This window comes from Aeromicrobium sp. Leaf245, assembly GCF_942548115.1.
Classification (GTDB): domain Bacteria; phylum Actinomycetota; class Actinomycetes; order Propionibacteriales; family Nocardioidaceae; genus Aeromicrobium.
Window position 1 is genome coordinate 231,323 of the sequence record NZ_OW824151.1, and the last position, 18,281, is coordinate 249,603.

Here is an 18,281-nt window from a genome sequence, read left to right on the forward strand (position 1 = left end):
CGGGAGCCTCGTCGTCGCGATCCGCCGCTTGGCGTCCCGTGGACCTGCAGTCTTCCCTTCACGATAGCCCTGTTCACAGCCCCGGCCTCCCGACGACCTGCGCGCCGCCCCGGCGAGGACCGCCGGGCTAGGCTCGAGGCACGACCGTGAACGTCGGGTCATCATCGATGCCGGCGCCGACGGCGACCACAGGTGGTGGCCTCATGGCCCTCCGATCCCCGGCCGAGACGGCCTCCCGCACGTCGGCACGCACCGTGTTCGCACCGAGCGCGTCGGCCCAGACGGCTCCCGAGACCGACGGCGCGTGGTGGCCGCGAAGCCGCATCCTCGCCGACGAGCTCCCCGCGTTCTTCGCCGCGTGGCCGACCGACCGCGGCCGGATCCAGCGCATCCTCTACTCCTCGCCCGACTGGGACGACCATCCGCACTCGGTGAACGTGCCGGGCCGACGCGTGAAGACCGGCACCTTCCCCCGCGACGACACCCACGTGCTGACCGTGAGCATGGAGGACCGGACCGACCACCTCATCCGCGTGATCGCCCCGGGCACGGCCGACGACGCCGCACAGCGGGCCCTCGACGGCGACCCTCGTGCGTCGGACGCGCCGACCGGAGACCAGATCCCCCGTTGGGACGGCGAGGGCGGCTCGCTCTGACCTTGCACGGCCTCGGGCGGTAGGTCCGGCATCGAGCACCGGGGCCTGGGCAGTCGGAGGGCGTGCTCCCGCGCTCGTGCCGCCGGGCTCAGCCGAAGCGGCGGTAGCCGTGCGCGGTGTTGAGCCGGTCGTGGACCTCGCGCACCAGCTCGGGGGCCCGCGCACCGAAGGTGGCGAGCGACAGTCGCAGCACCCGCTGCTCGTCTCCGGCCTCGTCCAGGGCCAGCAGCAGCAGGCCCTCGCGGACCGTCACGTCCTCCACGTCGACCCAGCGCTCCCGCGCCCGACGTGTGCGGATGCCGTGCTCGTCGAGGCGCGCCACCACGGGAGGGCGCAGCACCACGATCGCCGCGACCAGCACCGCGAGCACGGTCACCACACCTGCGATCCACGACGTCGCCACGAAGGCGATGAAGCCCGTGAAGGCGGCCACGACGAACGCGACCCCAGCGATGGCCAGGGCAGGGGCACGGTCCAGGCGGTACGTGGTCATGGGTCCTTCGGGGGTCGGTACGGGCGAGGCCAATCTACTGGGGCGGACCCGGCGGGCGGCGGAGTGCCGACGACGAGCAGAGGCGGCGGGACTCGCGGCGCTGAGCAGAGGGGGCGGGACTCCGTCGCCGCTCGTTCCTCGCGGCTCCTCCCGAATCCGGAGCCCTCTGCGAGGGGCCGCTTCGCGGCGCTGAGCAGAGGGGGCGGGACTCCGTCGTGGCTCGTTCCTCGCCACGCCTCCCCGAATCCGGAGCCCTCTGCAGATGAGCGCTTCGCGCGAATGGCAGAGGGGGCGGGATTCGAACCCGCGGTAGCTCTCGCTACGACCGCTTTCAAGGCGGTTCCGATCGGCCACTCCGGCACCCCTCCTCGGCGTCACCGCGGCCGAAGCCACGCCGACGCCACCGCCGATTCTCGCACTACTTGAGAGGGGCGAGCCGTCCAGGCTCGGAGCGCGACGTCGGCTCCAGCGACCGCGACGCCCGCGAACCGCGCTGCCGCATCGCCACGTAGCGCGCCACCAGACCCACCACGACGCCCAGCACCACGGAGTACACCGTCGACAGGGCGATGTACGACGGGTAGGCGCCCGGCGAGACCAACGACGTCGTGAGCACGCCCGTGCCCAGCACCGCGAACACCAGCACCCACCAGCCGTCACGACGCTTCGAGCGCAACGACACCCCCACGATGAGCGCCGGGAACCCGATGAAGACCTCCACCGGACGCGGCACCCCACCGACCGTCTCGCGCATCCAGATGACGAAGTTCGTGATGCCCTCCACCACAGTCTCCGAGCCGTGCGTGCGGACGAAGCTGGAGTACGCCAGCAGCACCAGCAGCACCGCTGCCACGGCCGCGATGATCGCGATGTTCTGCTTGCCCAGCCCGTGCAGACCCGCCCCGAGGTTCCACACGAAGGCGATGGCGAGGGTCAGCGCCGCGGCGAGCACCACCAGGTTGAAGCGCTGGTAGGCCACGGGCGCGTTCCAGGCCGCGACGGCGAGCGTGCCGCTGAGCGCGACCGCCAGGGCGAGGACGAACTCCTTCAACGCCCCGATCGCGCTGCGAGCCGGCCGGGTGATCACCACCGCCCACACGCTGGCGAGGATCGCCGAGACCGCGGCAGCCCCAGCCACCAGCAGGTTCAGCTCCGTCACCACCGCCGACAGCGCCAGCACGCCCGCCGCGACCGTCCAGATGCGCATGTGGCCGCCGCCGCGGTGCGTCAGGCCGATGCTGAACACCACGAGCAGCAGGGCCGCGCCCCACCGCTCGATCCAGGCCGGGTGCGGCACCGCCACCACGGCGGTGCCCGCGACCGCCACGCCCGCCACCCACGCCAGGAACGTGGCGGCGAAGGCGTAGCGCGCCGTGGTCGGCGACTCGAGCCGCGGCTGTCGGGTCGGGACGTCGTAGTCGGCCGGGACCGACGTGTCGAGCCGACGCCGTCCCGGCTGTGCCGACCCGCGCTGGACGGCCTGACGCGTCGGGGTCATGCGCGGCCCATCCTGCGATTGGCCAGCGAGGGGTTCACCTCACGTGCGCGGGCGACGTCGGCGAGGTCGAGGTCAGCCGTCACCAGATCGTCCTTTCCTGCATCCCCCTCGGCGAGGGTAGTGCCCCAGGCGTCGAGCACGAGGGAGTGCCCCGTGTAGCGCTCGCCACCCTGGGCGGCCGCCACCACGCCGACCACGTCCTCGACCGCGCGGGCCGCCAGGAGCGTGCGCCAGTGGTGCAGCTTGTGCTCGCCGGCCACCCAGGCCGCAGGGACCACGAACGCCTCGGCCCCGGCGTCGACGAGGGCCCGTCCCAGCTCGGGGAACCGCAGGTCGTAGCAGGTCATGAGGCCGACCCGGGCCGACGAGCCGTCGGCCGTGGGGACGTCGACCGTCACGGGCTCGACGGCGCCGCCGCGCAGGCGGTCGGACTCGGCGTAGCCGAACGAGTCGTAGAGGTGGATCTTGCGGTACGTGGCCGTCAGGTCCCCGTCGGGGCCCAGCACCACGAGCGTGTTGTAGGGCAGGTCGTCGGTGCGCTCGAACAGGCCCGCCACCACGGTGGCACCCAGCCGTCGGGCGTGGCCCGCGACCAGGTCGACGAACGGACCGTCGAGCGGCTCGGCCGCGGCGGCCAGGTCGTGGTCGGGCGAACCGAAGTCGTGCATCGTCGCCTCGGGCAGCACCACCAGGTCGACCGCGGGCTCGAGAGCGGTCAGGCGTGCGTCGACGAGGCTCCGATTCTCGGCGGAGTCGATCGTCGACGCCAGCTGCACCGCGGCCACACGCATGCAACCCAGTGTGTCAGGACCGGTCTGAGAGGCCGATGAGACCGGCCGAGCCCCGCCGTTCCAGCCCTCTGCGCGCTCAGTCCTGGAGCCAGGGCGCGGCCGCGCGTGTGTGGCCCGCCTTCGTCGCCGGGTCCATCGCCTCGTAGGAGCGGGCCATCATGCGCGAGCGCGGGTTCGTGGCGAAGACGTCCAGGTGGTCGCGCACGAACGTCCAGTACAGGCCGTCCCACGCCTCGCACCAGTCGCCCTTCGGCACGTCGGACATCCGCCGCAGGTAGGCCGAGCCCGACACGTACGGCTTGGTCGTGATCGCCGGCCCGGCCGCGAACTGGCTCATCGCGTACACGTTGGGCACCATCACCCAGTCGTAGGCGTCGACGAACAGGGCCATGAACCACTCGTAGACCTCGTCGGGGTCGATCCGCAGCAGGCTCATGGCGTTGCCCACCACCATGAGCCGCTCGATGTGGTGGCACCAGCCGTCGTCGAGCACCCTCCGCACGACCAGGTCCACCGGGTCGAGCCCCGTGGTCGCGTCCCACCAGCCCGGGGCGAGCGAGCGGGTGTGCGCGAGGTGGTTGGCGGTGCGCATGCGTCGGCCGTGGGTCACGTACACGCCGCGCATGTACTCCCGCCAGCCGATGAGCTGGCGCACGAAGCCCTCCAGCGACGCCAGCGGCACGTCGTGCTCGTCGGCGTGGTCGAGCACCCGGCCCAGCACCTGCGCGGGCGACAGCAGGCCGATGTTGAGCGCCGGGGTCAGCACCGAGTGGAACACCGTCGCCGAGCGGGTCGTGATCGCGTCCTCGTACGGGCCGAAGGTGTCGAGACGCTCCGTCACGAACTCCTCGAGCATCGCCTCGGCCTCGGCGTGGTCGGTGGGCCAGGCGAAGCTCTCGAGCCGACCCGGCGCGTCAGGGAAGGCGCTCCGCACCCACGCGATCGCGTCGTCGACCTCGGCCACGCGCTCGGGCCGGGTCACGTCCGGCACGTCGACCGACCTCGGCAGCTTCTTGCGGTTCTCCTCGTCGAACGACCACTTCCCGCCGACCGGCTGGTCGCCGTCGACCAGCACGTCGAGGCGCGTGCGCTGCCAGGCGTAGAAGTGCTGCATGCGCGGCCGCTTCCCGCCCAGCTGCTCGCGCACCTGCTCGCGCGTGGTCAGGAAGTTGGGCGACTCCAGCCACTCCAGCTCCAGCCCGACGTCGGCGGCGGTCGCGTCGAGGTCCTGCTCGAGCCAGTCGTCGACCACGTCGAACACGCTGACCGCGGCGGCACCCTCGAGCACGCGCGCCAGGGCGGCCCGACTGGTGGTGCGGCCGTCGGTCCGCACCCGCACGACGTCGTGTCCGGCGGACTCCAGCCGCTGTGCGAACCGCTCCATCGACGCCCGGTGCAGCACCAGCTTCTGTGCGTGGAACGCGTACTGGCGGAACAGCAGGTCGTGCTCCACCAGCACGAACGACGTGCCCGCAGGGACGTCGAGGTGCTCGACGAACAGCTGGTGCGGCAGCACGAGGCGCACCGCCCGACGTCGATCGTCCACGGCCTCAACGCTAGGGCGGCACCGGCGTGTGCGCTCGCCCAGCGCGCCTCGCACGTCGCCCGCCGTCGAGGCGCGGAGGCAGCTGCCGGCGACCGCCGATAGCCTCGGCCCATGCGTGCTGTCGTCGTGCCCGAACCCGGTGGAGTCGAGGCCTTGCAGGTCGTCGACGTCGAAGCCCCCGAGCCGGGGCCTGGCGAGGTGCTCGTGCGGGTCACCGCCGCGGGCGTCAACCGTGCCGACCTCATGCAGCGCCAGGGGTTCTACGACCCGCCGGAGGGCGCCACCCCGGTCCTGGGCCTCGAGTGCTCCGGCGACGTCGTGGCCCTCGGCGAGGGTGTCACCGAGTTCAGCAAGGGCGAGCACGTGGTGGCGCTGCTCTCCGGCGGCGGCTACGCCGAGTACGTGGCCGTGCCGGCCGGCCAGGTGGCCGTCGCACCGCGCGGGGTCGACCTGGTCGACGCCGCCGGGCTCATGGAGGTCGCGGCCACCGTGTGGTCCAACGTGTTCATGATGGCCAAGCTCCAGCACGGCGAGACGCTCCTCGTGCACGGCGGCGCCAGCGGCATCGGCACCATGGCCATCCAGCTGGCCAAGGCCTTCGGGGCCCGTGTCGTCGTCACCGTCGGCAGCGCCGAGAAGGCCGCGTTCTGCCGCGAGCTGGGCGCCGACCTCGCCATCAACTACCGCGAGACCGACTTCGTCGACGCGCTCGACGAGGCCGGGCTCAAGGCCGACGTCATCCTCGACATCGTCGGCGCCAAGTACCTCGACCAGAACGTGCGCGCCCTCAACACCGCCGGCCGGCTCGTCGTCATCGGCCTGCAGGGCGGCGTGAAGGGCGAGCTGAACCTCAACCGGCTGCTCATGAAGCGTGCCGCGGTCATGGCCACGTCGCTGCGCGCCCGTCCCACGCAGGAGAAGGCGGCGATCGTGTCGGCGATGGTGGCCCAGGTGTGGCCGCTGGTGGCCGACGGCACGGTGCGCCCGATCGTCCACGCCCGGATGCCCCTCGACCAGGTGCGCGACGCCCACCAGGTGCTCGAGGACTCCAGCCACACCGGCAAGGTGCTGCTGACCCTCTGAGCCGTCAGAGGATCAGCTGCTGCGGGCCCGAGGGCTGGCGGTGCGGGTGGTGGCGCAGGTCGGCGTCGTCGGCCGGACCCTGCAGCGCCGTGGTGCGGGACGCCCCGGCCGACGACCGCACCGTCGAGACGATGACGTCGGCCATGCGCTCGCCCACCCGACGCAGCACGGTGTCGAACGCCGGGTGCGCGAGCAGCGCGAGCGACGCGACCGTCATGAGCACCGCGATCGCCGACGCCGGCCATGCGTCGATGCCGCGGCCCTCGAACCACCACTGCGCCGCGAAGACGAACGGCACGTGCAGCGCGTAGATCGCGAGGCTGCGGCGTCCGAGCACCTCGGCCACCCGCTGACGCCGTGGGACGAGCGCGAGCAGGGCGAGGGAGCACACGACCGCGGCCGCGAAGCAGACGACACGCACAGCGAGGGCGACGGTCGGCGAGTCGTGCATGGAGCCGGCCGTGTCGGCCCCGCGGTACCAGCGAGGGTCGACGCCCCAGACCAGAACGGCGCTCGTGACTCCGCCGAGCACCAGCACGGCGGGTCCGACGAGCGCGCTGCCCACGTCGGCGGTCCGGCGGAGCAGCGCCGGGCCGTGGAGGTGGCCCGCGACGAAGAACGGCAGGTAGCAGGCCGCGCGCGCCCAGGCCACGACGTCGGTGTCGGCCACGGGTGCCGTGACCGCCACGAGGGAGACGAGCGTGGCGACCGGCAGCGCCGCCCGGCCGAGACGCTTCACGACCGGCAGGACGGCCAGCCACCACGCCATCGCCAGGAGGAACCACATGCCGTACACCGGGTGCACGAGCGTCTCGGGGGTGACGTCCGCGCCCCGCAGGGTCAGGAGCGCGACCTGGAGCACGAGGTACAGCCCCACCATCTGCGCGATGCGGTGGGCGCGACGTCGGGTGCTGGCGGTGACGCCGGCCAGCAGCACGAACAAGGGCATGTGGACGATGTAGAGGGCGGTGAGGACGGCGCGCTGCGGCTCGCTCGACCAGCCCGAGTACAGGCCGTCGGGTGCCTGTCCGCCGGACGTCTCGAGGAAGTGGCCCAGGACCACCCCGCCGATGAGCACGCCCTTGAGCACGTCGAGCCGCGGGTCGCGGCGTCGCGCGGGGGCCGACGTCGACCCGTTCCTGACCTCGCTCGTGGTGCTCATCCGCACGACTGAACCAGGCCCGCGAGCCGGTTTCAAACCGTGACGGGCCGGTGTGGGCGGTCTCTCATAGGCTGGACGCATGAGCCAACCTGAGTCCGAGCCCCACCGGTCGACGCAGCTGTCGACGCCGTCGCCGCAGGTCATCGGCCCCGACGGCACCCCCGTCGAGGCCCCCGGCGCCGCGACCCCGGAGACGGCCCAGCGCGGGACACCGCTGGGTGACCTCGTGGAGCAGCCGGCCAAGGTCATGCGCATCGGCGGCATGATCCGCCAGCTCCTGGACGAGGTGAAGGCCGCGCCGCTCGACGACGCCAGCCGCACCCGGCTGCGCGAGATCCACCGCCAGTCCGTCAAGGAGCTCGAGGACGGTCTCGCCCCCGAGCTGGTGGCCGAGCTGCAGCGCCTGAGCCTGCCGTTCGAGGACGAGTCGCCGTCCGACGCCGAGCTGCGCATCGCCCAGGCCCAGCTCGTGGGCTGGCTCGAGGGTCTGTTCCACGGCATCCAGGCCGCGCTGTACGCCCAGCAGGTGCAGGCACAGGCGCAGTTCCAGAACATGAGGCTCGCCCTGCCGCCGTCAAACGGTCCAGAAAGTGACCAAAGTACTGAGTCGGCGCAAAACGGTCCTGCGGGCGGGATGTACCTCTAGTGTGACGCGAAAGGATGCGACCGGGAGAGGGACCCATGACCATCGTGACCGACATCGCTGCACCTCCGTGCACGCGTGAGCCGGTGTTCCGCGACGAACGCCTGTACGCAGGAGCCCACGAGCTCGACGCCGCATCGCGCGTCGGCCTGGGGGAGATCCTGGCGCAGGCCCACCGCCGTTGCGCGGGTTGCCCCATGCTCGTCGACTGCCTCTACCGGGCGGTCGTCGAGGTCGACGTCTCGGGCTTCGTGGCCTGCACGACCGAGGCCGACCGCGCGAGCATCCGCGACAGCCTCGGCATCGTCGTCGACGCCAACCAGTCCGGATCGTACGGGCCGGCCCGGCTCGGCGCCGGTCCCGTGAGCCACGAGGCCGTCCTGGCGGCGCGCACCGCGCACCCGAAGGACACCTGCCAGCAGCTCGCCGAGCGGCTCGGCTGCTCCACGTCGACCATCAAGCGCCATCTGCGGCGCGCCCGGGCCGAGGCCGCCGAGCAGGCGTCGGCGCTGGCCGCCGTGGCCGACCTGCCCCGACGCATCCCGTCGGTCGACGAGGTCCTCGACGCCTTCGACTCCCTGGAGTCCAGCCAGCTCGCCTGACCCGCCTCTCCTCCTCAGAGGTAGGTGACGCACCTGATCCGGCCGTCAGAGGTAGGTGACGCACCGAATCCGACGCTGGTGAGGTGCGAGACCTGCCGCCCGCCGCACCGCCGGTCAGAGCCAGCGACGCAGCTCGTCGGCGAGACCGTCGTCGACCACGCTGCCCGTGACGTCGTCGGCCACGGCCTTGAGCTCGTCCGAGCCCTGGCCCATGGCCACACCCCGACCAGCCCAGCGGAGCATGTCGTAGTCGTTCATGCCGTCGCCCACGGCCAGCACGTCGGCCTGGTCGACCCCCAGCCGCGCGCACACGACCTCCAGGCCGGAAGCCTTCGAGACGCCCTCGGGGGCGATGTCGAGCCAGGCCGTGTAGCCGATGTTGTAGTTCACCTCGTTGAGGCCCAGCCCGTGCACGAGCGCGCCGAACTCCTCGACGTCGTGCTCCGGTGCGCGGATGATGACCCGCGTGACCGGCTCGGCCACCAGCTCGTCGACGTCCTGGATCTTCACGTCGCCGCTGATCTCCCACTCCGGGAAGGGCGCGCTGATCCGGTAGCCGGTGCCGACCTCCTCGACCGCCACGAGCGCGTCGGGCACGTGCTCGAGCACCCGGCGGACCGCCTCGCTGGCATCGAACGTGACCGTGTGGATCACGTCGACCGGGCTGTAGGTGTGCACCACGGCGCCGTTGCTGGCCACCGCGATGCCGTCGTCGAGCCGCAGGTTCTCGGCGGCGTCGATCACCCCGGGGATGGCACGACCGGTGGAGATGACCACGTGCACGCCGGTGTCCTTCAGGGCGTGCACGGCGTCGCGGACCACGTCGGTCATCCGGTTCTCCCAGTCGACCAGGGTGCCGTCGACGTCGAGCGCGACGAGCTTCGGCCGCCAGGTCATGCGCCCACCTTCGCGACCGGCTCCAGTACCTCGCCGAGGAACGGGTGCAGGGCTGCGGGCAGGCGGACCGACCCGTCGGCCTGCTGGCCGTTCTCGAGCAGGGCGACGATGATGCGCGGCATGGCGCACAGCGTGCCGTTCAGCGTGGCGGTGGGTTCGGTGCCGCCGTCGTCGAGCCGGTTGCGGATGTCGAGGCGGCGGGCCTGGAACTGGGTGCAGTTCGACGCGGAGCTGACCTCGCGGTACTTGCCCTGGGTGGGGATCCACGCCTCGCAGTCGAACTTGCGCACTGCGGAGAGGCCGAGGTCGCCCGCGGCGACGTCGATGACTCGGTACGGAAGCTCGAGCAGGTCGAGCCACTCCTTCTCGTAGCCGAGGATCTGCTCGTGCTGGGCGTAGGACTCCTCCAGCGACGTGCAGACGAACATCTCGACCTTGTCGAACCAGTGCACGCGCACGATGCCGCGGGTGTCCTTGCCGTGCGAGCCGGCCTCGCGACGGAAGCACGGGCTGAACGCGACGTACTTCTTCGGGCCGTCGAGGATCTCGTCGGAGTGGTACGCCGCGAGCGGCACCTCCGACGTGCCCACGAGGTACAGGTCGTCCTTCTCGAGGTGGTAGACGTCGGCCGCGGCCTGGCCGAGGAAGCCCGTGCCCTCCATGGCGCGCGGCTTGACGAGCGCCGGCGGGATCATCGGCGTGAAGCCCCACGCGGCGGCCTTCTGCATGGCCAGCTGGGTGAGCGCCAGCTCCAGCTGCGCGCCGACGCCGGTGAGGAAGTAGAAGCGTGAGCCGCTGACCTTCGCGCCGCGCTCGACGTCGATGGCGCCGAGCAGCTGGCCGAGCTCGAGGTGGTCCTTCGGCTCGAAGCCCTCGGCCGCGAAGTCGCGGGGCGTGCCGACCTCCTCGAGGAGCACGAAGTCGTCCTCGCCGCCGGGCGGGGCGTCGGGCGCGGGGTTGGGCAGGGCCTTGAGCAGTGCGGTGAAGGCCTCGCCGGCCGCGGTCTGCTCTGCGTCGGCGGCCTTGACCTGGGCGCTCAGCTCCTTGGTGCGCGTGAGCAGCTGCTGCTTCTCGTCGCCCTGGGCCTGCGCGACCTGCTTGCCCATCGACTTCTGCTCGCTGCGCAACGCCTCGAACGCGGCGATCGTGGAGCGTCGGCGCTCGTCGGCCTCGACCAGCGCGTCGACGACCGACGGGTCCTCCCCACGGCGTCGCTGCGCCTCTCGGATGGCCTCGGGGTCGTCTCGCAACAGCCTGGCGTCGATCACCCCGTCAGCCTATCCGGGCCCCTCCCGCCCCCTCCCCCCGGCGATGACTGGTCAGAGGTAGGTGACGCACCTGACGACGCCACCGGAGGTAGGCCTCGCACGTGATGGGCTCACTGAGAGGTTCGAGACCTACCTCCAGCGCATGCATCTTCCCCACCCGCTCTCGCCGGAGTCCGGTACTCGTCCACAGGGTTCCGGCGAGGCATTCCGTGCCCGCCGGTCGAGCGCTGGGATGGGGACATGCCCCCGCGCGCACAGATCCCCGCCCCGCTCGCACACGAGCCGTTCCACGTACGCGAGGCGCTCGCGCTCGGCGTCTCGCACCGACGCCTCGCGGGCAAGGCCTACCGTCGACTCCTTCCAGCGGTCTGGGCACCTGCCGACCTCGAGATGACCGAGGAACGCTGGTGGGTGGCGGCTCGCAAGTACGCGCCCGCCGACGCGCGCTTCACCGGCGCCACCCGGCTGCAGCAGCTGGGACTCGACCTCGGCCCACACCGACCGCTGCAGATGGTCGTGGGTCGCGACCTGCATCGCGACTGCCCCGAGGTCTTCCTGCACCGCAGCGACGTCATGCCTGCGCACGACGACGTCGCCGTCAGTCCCGAAGCCGTGTTCGTCGAGGTGTGCCGTTGGTTCACGGTCCTCGATGCGGTGGCCGCCGGGGACTGGCTGATCAAGCAAGGTCTCCTGAACCCCGAGGTCCTCGCGCGCCTCTGCCACGACGAGCCCTGGCGCGACGGAGCGGAACAGGCGCGGTGGGTCGCTCGACTCCTCGACGGACGCTCCCGATCGGTCCCCGAGAGCCATGTCCGGCTCTACTTCCAAGCGGCCGGGCTGCCGCGGCCCGAGGTGAACGTGCCGGTCGACGTCGCCGGCACCCTGCTCACTCCGGACTGGTGGTGGCGGTTGTTCCGCGTCGCCTCCGAGTACGAGGGAAGTCAGCACCAGACCAACCGCGGTCAGTACGTCGCCGACATCGATCGGTACCAGCTGTATCGCTCGGCGGACATCGAGTATCGCCAGATCACCCGCGAGCTGAAGGTGACGCCCCGCACGGTGGTACGTCGGGTGCACGAGGCCCTCGTCGCGGGCGGGTACTCGGGACCGTCGCCCAGGTTCGGGGTCGCGTTCCAGGCGTTGAACCGCACGCCCCGCGAGGCGATGGCCGCCGCACCCGACCTCACCGTGTGGACGCCGGTCGCTCCGCGGCGGTAGGTCTCGCACCTTTCAGCGGACCCATCAGGTGCGTCACCTACCTCTGACCAGTCGGACAGGTGCGTCACCTACCTCTGACGAGTCGAGGCGGGGGGTCAGGGGGAGGAGAGGAGGGCGCGGACGGTGTGGAGCATGGCGGCGTGGGCGGCGGCGACGGAGCGGTCGAGGTCGTCGCGCAGGAGGGACCAGGCGTTCCACGACGTCGACCCGACCAGGGCGTCGAGGAGCGCCGCGCGGTCCGCCGCCGCGTCGAGCTCACCGGCGAAGGCCTGCTCGATGTCGTGCACCACCCGTTCCACGTGACCGAGCCGGCTCGAGCGCAACGTCGGCGAGAACGGCTCCTTCAGCTGCGCTGCGCGGGCTGCGGGCGAGATGTTCTCGAGCCGACGTGCCCGCTCGGCGCAGAAGCGCTCGATGCGCTCGGGCAGCGGGGCCGACGGGTCGACCTCGCCGCGCAGGGCCGAGTCCTGCTCGAACCAGTAGCCGGTCGTGGCCTGCAGCAGCCCCTCCATGTCGCCGAAGGAACCCCACAACGTGCGCACCGAGACACCGGCGCGCTCCGCCACCTGGGCGGCGGTGGGCAGCAGGTCGCCTCCGCGGATCAGCTCCGCGTGCGCCTCGACGATGGCCCGACGGGTCCGGTTGCCGCGCGCCACCCGTCCGTCCCGCTGCTCCCGCTCCGGGAGCGGCGACGCCTCTGGTCGACTCACGCAACCATCATGCACCCCGAGTGAACATTCACACCAGGTGCATATTGCTTGTGACCCACGTCATGGCCTAGGTTCGCCGCAACCCCGCAGCCGACGAGAGGGACCCTGTGCTGGCGGTCAAGAACCTGGAAGTCGTCTACAACGACGTCGTCCTCGTGCTGCGTGGCGTGAGCCTGCAGGTGCCTCGCGGCAGCATCGTCGCCCTGCTCGGAGCCAACGGCGCCGGCAAGACGACGCTCCTGCGCGCACTGTCCGGGCTGCTCGACGTGCACGACGGCGCCATCACCAAGGGCCAGGTCACGCTCGACGACGTCCCCCTGCACACGCTCACCGCGCCGAAGATCGTGGCGGCGGGCCTCGGGCAGGTCCTCGAGGGACGCCGGGTCTTCTCGGAGTTCAGCGTCGAGGAGAACCTCAAGGTCGGCGGTCACACCCGCAAGGGCAGCCTGGCCGACGCCGTCGAGGAGGTCTACGAGCTGTTCCCGGTGCTGCGCGAACGCCGACGCAACATCGCCGGCTACCTGTCCGGTGGCGAGCAGCAGATGCTGGCCATGGGCCGTGCACTCGTGGCCAAGCCCGACTACCTGCTCCTCGACGAGCCGAGCCTGGGCCTCGCGCCGCGCATCGTCCAGCAGATCAAGGACATCGTGGTCGAGATCAACCGACGCGGCACGACCGTGCTGCTCGTGGAGCAGAACGCCACCATGGCACTGTCGATCGCGAGCCACGGGTACGTGCTCGAGCACGGCAAGGTCGTCATGGACAAGCCGGCCGCCGAGCTGCTCGCCGACGACGACATCCGCGACTTCTACCTGGGGCGTGGAGAGCTCGCGACCTCCTACCGCGAGGTCAAGCACTACAAGCGACGCAAGAGGTGGCTCTCGTGACCCACTCGCTCACCGAACCCACGCCCCGTCCCGACGCCGGCGCCACGGCCGAGCCGGTCGTCAGCCTGCGCGGCGTCGAGCTGGCGTTCGCCGGGGTCAAGGCGCTGCAGGGCGTCGACCTCGACGTGCACCACGGCGAGCTGTTCGCCGTGATCGGCCCCAACGGCGCCGGCAAGACGTCGATCTTCAACGTGCTCTCGGGCGTGTACCGGCCCCAGAAGGGATCGGTCACCTTCCTCGGGCAGGAGATCCTCGGCTCCAAGCCACACGCGATCGCCGCGATGGGCATGGCGCGCACGTTCCAGAACATCGAGCTGTTCGCCAACCTCGACGTCGTCGACAACCTCATGCTCGGGCGCCACCACGCGCTCGGCTACGGCTGGCCGTCGGCGCTCGCCTGGCTCGGCCGCGCCCGCAAGGCCGAGGTGCGCAACCGCCGCGAGGTCGAGGAGATCATCGACTTCCTCGAGATCGAGGCCTACCGCCAGCTGCCCGTCGGGATGCTGCCGTACGGCGTGCAGAAGCGCATCGAGCTCGGCCGCGCCCTGGCCATGGACCCCAAGCTCCTGCTGCTGGACGAGCCGGTCGCCGGCATGAACGGCGAGGAGACCGAGGACATGGCCCGGTTCATCCTCGACGTCGCGGGCGAGCTCGGCATCGCCATGATCCTCGTCGAGCACGACATGGGCCTGGTCATGGACCTGGCCGACCGGGTGATGGCCATGGACTTCGGCAAGCCGATCACCACGGGCACGCCCGCCGAGGTGCAGGACCACCCGGGCGTGATCGCCGCGTACCTGGGCGTCGGCGACGACACCCCCCTGTCCGACGACGCCCCGCCCGAGGCCAGCACCGACCCGAGCACAGGAGAGCAGCGATGAGCCGCCCGACGCTGGCGCAGGCCGTGCGCGAACGCTCCGTCACCAGCCCCGACGCCGTCGCGATGCGAGAGAAGAACTTCGGCCTCTGGGAGGAGATCACCTGGGCCGACTACTGGGAGCAGTCGGTTCTCGTGGGACACGCCCTCCTCGCCGCCGGCGTGCCGGTCGGCGAGCGCGTGGCCGTGCACAGCGAGAACCGGCCCGAGTGGTTGTTCTGCGACGTCGGCATCACCGCGGTCCGCGCGGCCACGGTGGGCCTGTACACGACGAACCCGGCGCCCGAGGTGCTGCACGTGCTGCGCGACTCCGGCTCGTCGCTGCTCATCGCCGAGGACCAGGAGCAGCTCGACAAGGCGCTCGAGGTGATCGAGGACCTGCCCGAGCTGCGGACGATCGTCTACCTCGACCCGCGCGGCATCCGGGGCCGCTACGACGACCGACGACTCGTCTCGTGGGACGACTTCATGGCCGCGGGGCGTGCGCACGCGCAGGAGCACCCGGGCGCGGTCGAGTCGCTCGTCGACGCCGCACAGCCCGACGACCTCGCCACCCTCGTCTACACGTCGGGCACCACGGGTCCGCCGAAGGGCGCCATGCTCTCGACCGGCAACATCGCCTGGGTCGTGGAGCGGCTGCGCACCGACGCGCTCATCGACCCCGCCGCGAACGAGAAGGACCTCGCCGTCTCGTACCTGCCCCTGTGCCACGTGGCGGAGCGCTTGTTCACGGTGTGGACGAGCGCCGCGTCGGGCGTGCAGATGAACTTCGCCGAGTCGATCGACACGGTGCAGGTGGCCCTGCGCGAGATCCAGCCGACCTTGCTGTTCGGCGTCCCCCGCATCTGGGAGAAGCTGGTGGCCGGCGTGCAGATCCGGATGTCGGGCGCATCGCGGCTCAAGCGCGCCAACTTCGCGCTCTGGATGAGGGTCTCGCGCTGGATCGGTCGCACCCTCGTGGCCAATCGCGGCCGGCACACCCTGGCCACCCGCGCGGCCTACGCCGTCGGCTGGGTCTTCCTCTACCGCGCGCTGCGCGAGCGGCTCGGGCTGTCGAAGGTGCGGTACGCCGCGTCCGGCGCCGCGCCCATCGCCCCTGAGGTGCTCGAGTTCTTCATGGGCCTCGGCCTGCCGATGCACGAGGTGTACGGCATGACCGAGAACAGTGCGATCGCCACCGCCAACCGCCGCGGCCGGGTCCTGCTCGGCACCGTCGGCGAGCCCCAGGACGGCATCGAGCTGCGCATCGACGACGAGACCGGCGAGATCCTCACGCGGCACGAGGGCACCTTCGCCGGGTACTGGAACAACCCCGAGGCCACGGCCTCCACGGTCGACGCCGACGGCTGGCTGCACACGGGCGACGTCGGCGAGTGGGTCGACGGCACCTACGTGCGCATCACCGACCGGCTGAAGGACATCATCATCACCGCGGGCGGCAAGAACATCGCCCCGAGCGAGATCGAGAACAGCCTCAAGGCGTCGCCGTACGTCAAGGAGGCCATCGTCATCGGCGACCGGCGCAAGTACCTGACCGCCCTCATCGGCATCGAGCTCGACACCGTGGGCGACTGGGCGCAGCGCCAGAAGATGCCGTTCACCACGTACCGCGACCTCAGCCAGAAGCCGGAGGTCCGGGCCCTCGTGCAGAAGGTCGTCGACGAGACCAACACCAAGTTCGCCAGCGTCGAGACGATCAAGGCCTTCGCGCTGCTGCCGAAGGAGCTCGACCACGACGACGGCGAGCTGACGGCCACGCAGAAGGTGCGCCGCTCGGCCGTGACCGCCCAGTTCGAGGACCTCATCGACCAGCTGTACGCAACCGACCGGAGCCGCGCATGACCGAGTTCCTGCAGGCCGTGCTGAACGGTGTGGGCCAAGGTGCGATCTACGCCCTCCTGGCGCTGGGCTACGTCATGATCTACAAGGCCACGAAGGTCATCAGCTTCGCCCAGCCGGCGCTGATGATCATCGGTGGTCTGTTCACCTACCACTTCACGGTCGAGTTCGGCCTGCCGTTCTGGATCGGCATGCTCCTCGGCATCGTCTGCGGCGCGCTCGTCGGCATGCTGGTCGAGCGCGTGGCCCTGCGCCCCATGGTGGGCAAGCCGGTCTTCACGCTGGCGATCATCACGATCGGCATCGACATCGTGCTGCGCATCGTGGCCAACCGCTACATCGGCGCGCAGCCCAAGATCGTCACCTACCCCAGCGGCAGCGAGCGGCTGGAGCTGCTCGGGCTGTCGATCTCCTACCAGCGGATCGGGCTGATCGCGGTCACGGCGCTGTGCGTCGTGGGCCTCGTCGTCTTCTTCCGCGCCACCCGCACCGGGCTGGCCATGCGGGCCACGGCGATCGACCAGGAGACGGCCCTCGCGCAGGGCATCCGCGTGGGCACGATCTTCGCGATCGCCTGGGGCATCGCCGGTGGCCTCGCCGCCATCGCCGGGACCTTCGTGGCCGCGGGCGCGGCGGGCATCGAGCAGACCAGCTGGACGATCGCGCTCAAGGCGCTGCCGGCGATCATCATCGGCGGCCTCGACAGCGTGCAGGGTGCCGTGATCGGTGGGCTCGCGGTCGGGATCGTCGAGGCGATCACCGCCACCTACCAGCCCGAGTACGCACCGTGGCTGGGCACCAACTTCGCCCTCGTCGTCCCCTACGCCCTCATGTTCGTGGTGCTGCTGGTCAGACCGTACGGGCTCTACGGCACCAAGGAGGTGGAGCGGGTATGAGCATCACCTCCCCGTTCCGACGCGGCGGCCTGCGCAGCCGTCCGCTCGCGCGCACCGACTACGCGCAGGACATCGCGCTCGTCAACACGCCCGGCAAGCGACGCTCGCTCGTCGTCATCCTGGTGCTCTCGTTCCTGCTGCCGTTCCTGGTCGCCGACGACCTGCTGCAGGTGCTGGCGCTCGGCATGATCTCCGCGGTCGGCGCCATCGGGCTGAACCTCGTCACCGGGTACGCCGGACAGGTCTCGCTCGGGCACGCGTTCTTCATCGGCCTCGGCGCCTACACGGGTGCCGTGCTGGGCGGGAACCCCGACGGACCGGTGCTCGGCTACGGGCTGCCGATGTGGATCTGGCTGCCGGCCGCCGGCGTCGTCGCCGCCGTGGCCGGCCTGGTCGTCGGGCCCATCGCGGTGCGGCTGCGCGGCCTCTACCTGGCCATCGTGACCCTCGGGATCGTCTTCATCGGCGACCACGTGTTCCGCAACGCCCGCGACATCACCGGCGGCGCCGGCGTGGGCCGACGTGGCGCCGAGCTGGAGCTGTTCGGCATCGACTTCGCCCAGGCCGGGCCGCTGCTCGGCATGGAGATGTCGCGCGAGCAGAAGCAGTTCTTCCTCGGGCTCGTGTTCCTCATCGTGTTCGCGATCATCGGCCGCAACATCGCCCGCTCGGGCGTGGGTCGCGCGTTCGGTGCCATCCGCGACCGCGACGTCGCCGCGGCCGTCATCGGGGTGGCGCTCACGAAGTACAAGGTCATGGCGTTCGCGATGAGCTCGTTCTTCGCCGGCGTCACGGGCGCCCTCTACTTCGCCGTGGTCGGCGTCTTCGAGCCCGGCGCCTTCAGCCTGCTGCTGAGCATCCAGTACCTCGCGATGATCCTCATCGGCGGCGTGGCGACGATCAGCGGCTCGATCATGGGCGCGATGTTCATCGCGCTGCTGCCGCGGATCTCCACCGAGATCGCCCACTACGTGCCGCTGATCAGCACGAGCGCCGTCGGCGGCGGCCTGCTGACCGTCTTCCAGCTCGAGGCGATCATCTACGGCGCCCTCATCGTCTTCTTCCTCGTGTTCGAGCCCCGCGGCCTCTTCGGCATCTGGATGCGGGTGCGGAACTACTGGAAGGGGTGGCCCTTCTCCTACTGACGTCGGTCCCCCGCACCTGCGGGAATCCCCCGAACGAGGACGCACGACGCGCCTCGCCACCCTCGAAAGG

The 18,281-nt window shown here is 71.2% G+C and carries 18 protein-coding genes and 1 tRNA gene; 10 read left to right on the forward strand and 9 right to left on the reverse strand.

All coding sequences use genetic code 11. The annotated features are described in order from the left end of the window. The first annotated feature begins 203 nt into the window (after positions 1 to 203). Entirely contained in the window at positions 204 to 656 is a 453-nt protein-coding gene (locus tag NBW76_RS01140) for a DUF5994 family protein (protein WP_056553645.1), read from the forward strand. Positions 657 to 744: 88 nt separating this feature from the next. Here the strand turns inward: NBW76_RS01140 and NBW76_RS01145 are convergent, their stop codons facing one another. The 5 genes from NBW76_RS01145 to NBW76_RS01165 all read right to left on the reverse strand — a co-directional run bounded on the left by NBW76_RS01145 (position 745) and on the right by NBW76_RS01165 (position 4,984). Then, on the reverse strand, positions 745 to 1,149 hold the full coding sequence (locus tag NBW76_RS01145) for a hypothetical protein (protein ID WP_056553642.1): 405 nt from the start codon (positions 1,147 to 1,149) through the stop codon (positions 745 to 747). A gap of 280 nt (positions 1,150 to 1,429) precedes the next feature. Next, positions 1,430 to 1,517 (reverse strand) — tRNA-Ser (locus tag NBW76_RS01150). A 50-nt stretch (positions 1,518 to 1,567) separates the two neighbouring features. Then, positions 1,568 to 2,647, reverse strand: a complete 1,080-nt coding sequence (locus NBW76_RS01155; RefSeq protein WP_055961651.1) for a hypothetical protein — start codon at positions 2,645 to 2,647, stop codon at positions 1,568 to 1,570. Next, entirely contained in the window at positions 2,644 to 3,438 is a 795-nt protein-coding gene (locus NBW76_RS01160; protein ID WP_056553639.1) for a carbon-nitrogen hydrolase family protein, read from the reverse strand. Before NBW76_RS01160 ends, NBW76_RS01155 begins: the two co-directional genes overlap by 4 nt. 76 nt (positions 3,439 to 3,514) lie before the next feature. Next, a complete protein-coding gene (locus NBW76_RS01165) occupies positions 3,515 to 4,984 on the reverse strand; it encodes a cryptochrome/photolyase family protein (protein WP_056553636.1) in 1,470 nt (489 codons plus the stop codon). A 111-nt stretch (positions 4,985 to 5,095) separates the two neighbouring features. Between NBW76_RS01165 and NBW76_RS01170 the strand changes: the two genes are divergently transcribed. After that, positions 5,096 to 6,067, forward strand: coding sequence for an NAD(P)H-quinone oxidoreductase (locus tag NBW76_RS01170; RefSeq protein ID WP_056553633.1), 972 nt, complete (start codon positions 5,096 to 5,098; stop codon positions 6,065 to 6,067). Positions 6,068 to 6,071: 4 nt separating this feature from the next. Here the strand turns inward: NBW76_RS01170 and NBW76_RS01175 are convergent, their stop codons facing one another. Continuing rightward, positions 6,072 to 7,229: an acyltransferase family protein gene (locus tag NBW76_RS01175; protein ID WP_056553629.1), complete on the reverse strand. Its 1,158-nt coding sequence runs from the start codon at positions 7,227 to 7,229 to the stop codon at positions 6,072 to 6,074. A 79-nt stretch (positions 7,230 to 7,308) separates the two neighbouring features. Between NBW76_RS01175 and NBW76_RS01180 the strand changes: the two genes are divergently transcribed. Together NBW76_RS01180 and NBW76_RS01185 are read left to right on the forward strand one after the other, a co-directional pair. Continuing rightward, on the forward strand, positions 7,309 to 7,875 hold the full coding sequence (locus tag NBW76_RS01180) for a bacterial proteasome activator family protein (protein WP_055961663.1): 567 nt from the start codon (positions 7,309 to 7,311) through the stop codon (positions 7,873 to 7,875). 35 nt (positions 7,876 to 7,910) lie between these two features. Beyond that, a complete protein-coding gene (locus NBW76_RS01185) occupies positions 7,911 to 8,474 on the forward strand; it encodes an HTH domain-containing protein (protein ID WP_055961664.1) in 564 nt (187 codons plus the stop codon). Between the two features lie 114 nt (positions 8,475 to 8,588). Here NBW76_RS01185 and NBW76_RS01190 read toward each other — a convergent pair whose 3' ends face one another. Continuing rightward, complete coding sequence (locus NBW76_RS01190; protein WP_055961666.1) at positions 8,589 to 9,371, reverse strand: HAD family hydrolase; 783 nt, start codon at positions 9,369 to 9,371, stop codon at positions 8,589 to 8,591. Continuing rightward, a complete protein-coding gene (gene serS, locus NBW76_RS01195; RefSeq protein WP_056553625.1) occupies positions 9,368 to 10,639 on the reverse strand; it encodes a serine--tRNA ligase in 1,272 nt (423 codons plus the stop codon). The genes NBW76_RS01190 and serS overlap by 4 nt, the downstream gene beginning before the upstream one ends. Positions 10,640 to 10,879: 240 nt before the next feature. Between serS and NBW76_RS01200 the strand changes: the two genes are divergently transcribed. Further along, positions 10,880 to 11,857, forward strand: coding sequence for a hypothetical protein (locus NBW76_RS01200; protein WP_056553622.1), 978 nt, complete (start codon positions 10,880 to 10,882; stop codon positions 11,855 to 11,857). 95 nt (positions 11,858 to 11,952) lie between these two features. Here NBW76_RS01200 and NBW76_RS01205 read toward each other — a convergent pair whose 3' ends face one another. Continuing rightward, positions 11,953 to 12,567, reverse strand: a complete 615-nt coding sequence (locus NBW76_RS01205; RefSeq protein WP_056553619.1) for a TetR/AcrR family transcriptional regulator — start codon at positions 12,565 to 12,567, stop codon at positions 11,953 to 11,955. Between the two features lie 107 nt (positions 12,568 to 12,674). Here NBW76_RS01205 and NBW76_RS01210 point away from each other — a divergent pair, with 107 nt between their 5' ends. Genes NBW76_RS01210 through NBW76_RS01230 form a run of 5 tightly spaced genes read left to right on the forward strand, consistent with a single transcriptional unit; the run spans position 12,675 to position 18,211 of the window. Beyond that, positions 12,675 to 13,454, forward strand: a complete 780-nt coding sequence (locus NBW76_RS01210) for an ABC transporter ATP-binding protein (RefSeq protein WP_056553616.1) — start codon at positions 12,675 to 12,677, stop codon at positions 13,452 to 13,454. Further along, complete coding sequence (locus NBW76_RS01215) at positions 13,451 to 14,335, forward strand: ABC transporter ATP-binding protein (RefSeq protein ID WP_056553613.1); 885 nt, start codon at positions 13,451 to 13,453, stop codon at positions 14,333 to 14,335. The genes NBW76_RS01210 and NBW76_RS01215 overlap by 4 nt, the downstream gene beginning before the upstream one ends. Continuing rightward, complete coding sequence (locus NBW76_RS01220) at positions 14,332 to 16,173, forward strand: long-chain fatty acid--CoA ligase (RefSeq protein ID WP_056553610.1); 1,842 nt, start codon at positions 14,332 to 14,334, stop codon at positions 16,171 to 16,173. The genes NBW76_RS01215 and NBW76_RS01220 overlap by 4 nt, the downstream gene beginning before the upstream one ends. Continuing rightward, the gene (locus tag NBW76_RS01225; protein ID WP_055961682.1) at positions 16,170 to 17,066 is read left to right on the forward strand and encodes a branched-chain amino acid ABC transporter permease; all 897 of its coding nucleotides are present in this window, start codon (positions 16,170 to 16,172) and stop codon (positions 17,064 to 17,066) included. The genes NBW76_RS01220 and NBW76_RS01225 overlap by 4 nt, the downstream gene beginning before the upstream one ends. Further along, the gene (locus NBW76_RS01230) at positions 17,063 to 18,211 is read left to right on the forward strand and encodes a branched-chain amino acid ABC transporter permease (RefSeq protein WP_055961685.1); all 1,149 of its coding nucleotides are present in this window, start codon (positions 17,063 to 17,065) and stop codon (positions 18,209 to 18,211) included. The genes NBW76_RS01225 and NBW76_RS01230 overlap by 4 nt, the downstream gene beginning before the upstream one ends. Positions 18,212 to 18,281: the final 70 nt, after the last annotated feature.

Excerpts from the sequence above, each read along its gene's own strand:
- NBW76_RS01220 (WP_056553610.1), top strand. The coding sequence starts at position 14,332 with ATGAGCCGCCCGACGCTGGCGCAGGCCGTGCGCGAACGCTCCGTCACC.
- NBW76_RS01200 (WP_056553622.1), top strand. The coding sequence starts at position 10,880 with ATGCCCCCGCGCGCACAGATCCCCGCCCCGCTCGCACACGAGCCGTTC.
- NBW76_RS01230 (WP_055961685.1), top strand. The coding sequence starts at position 17,063 with ATGAGCATCACCTCCCCGTTCCGACGCGGCGGCCTGCGCAGCCGTCCG.
- NBW76_RS01160 (WP_056553639.1), bottom strand. The coding sequence starts at position 3,438 with ATGCGTGTGGCCGCGGTGCAGCTGGCGTCGACGATCGACTCCGCCGAG.
- NBW76_RS01155 (WP_055961651.1), bottom strand. The coding sequence starts at position 2,647 with ATGACCCCGACGCGTCAGGCCGTCCAGCGCGGGTCGGCACAGCCGGGA.
- NBW76_RS01185 (WP_055961664.1), top strand. The coding sequence starts at position 7,911 with ATGACCATCGTGACCGACATCGCTGCACCTCCGTGCACGCGTGAGCCG.
- NBW76_RS01140 (WP_056553645.1), top strand. The coding sequence starts at position 204 with ATGGCCCTCCGATCCCCGGCCGAGACGGCCTCCCGCACGTCGGCACGC.
- NBW76_RS01180 (WP_055961663.1), top strand. The coding sequence starts at position 7,309 with ATGAGCCAACCTGAGTCCGAGCCCCACCGGTCGACGCAGCTGTCGACG.
- NBW76_RS01175 (WP_056553629.1), bottom strand. The coding sequence starts at position 7,229 with ATGAGCACCACGAGCGAGGTCAGGAACGGGTCGACGTCGGCCCCCGCG.
- NBW76_RS01145 (WP_056553642.1), bottom strand. The coding sequence starts at position 1,149 with ATGACCACGTACCGCCTGGACCGTGCCCCTGCCCTGGCCATCGCTGGG.
- NBW76_RS01190 (WP_055961666.1), bottom strand. The coding sequence starts at position 9,371 with ATGACCTGGCGGCCGAAGCTCGTCGCGCTCGACGTCGACGGCACCCTG.
- NBW76_RS01225 (WP_055961682.1), top strand. The coding sequence starts at position 16,170 with ATGACCGAGTTCCTGCAGGCCGTGCTGAACGGTGTGGGCCAAGGTGCG.
- NBW76_RS01170 (WP_056553633.1), top strand. The coding sequence starts at position 5,096 with ATGCGTGCTGTCGTCGTGCCCGAACCCGGTGGAGTCGAGGCCTTGCAG.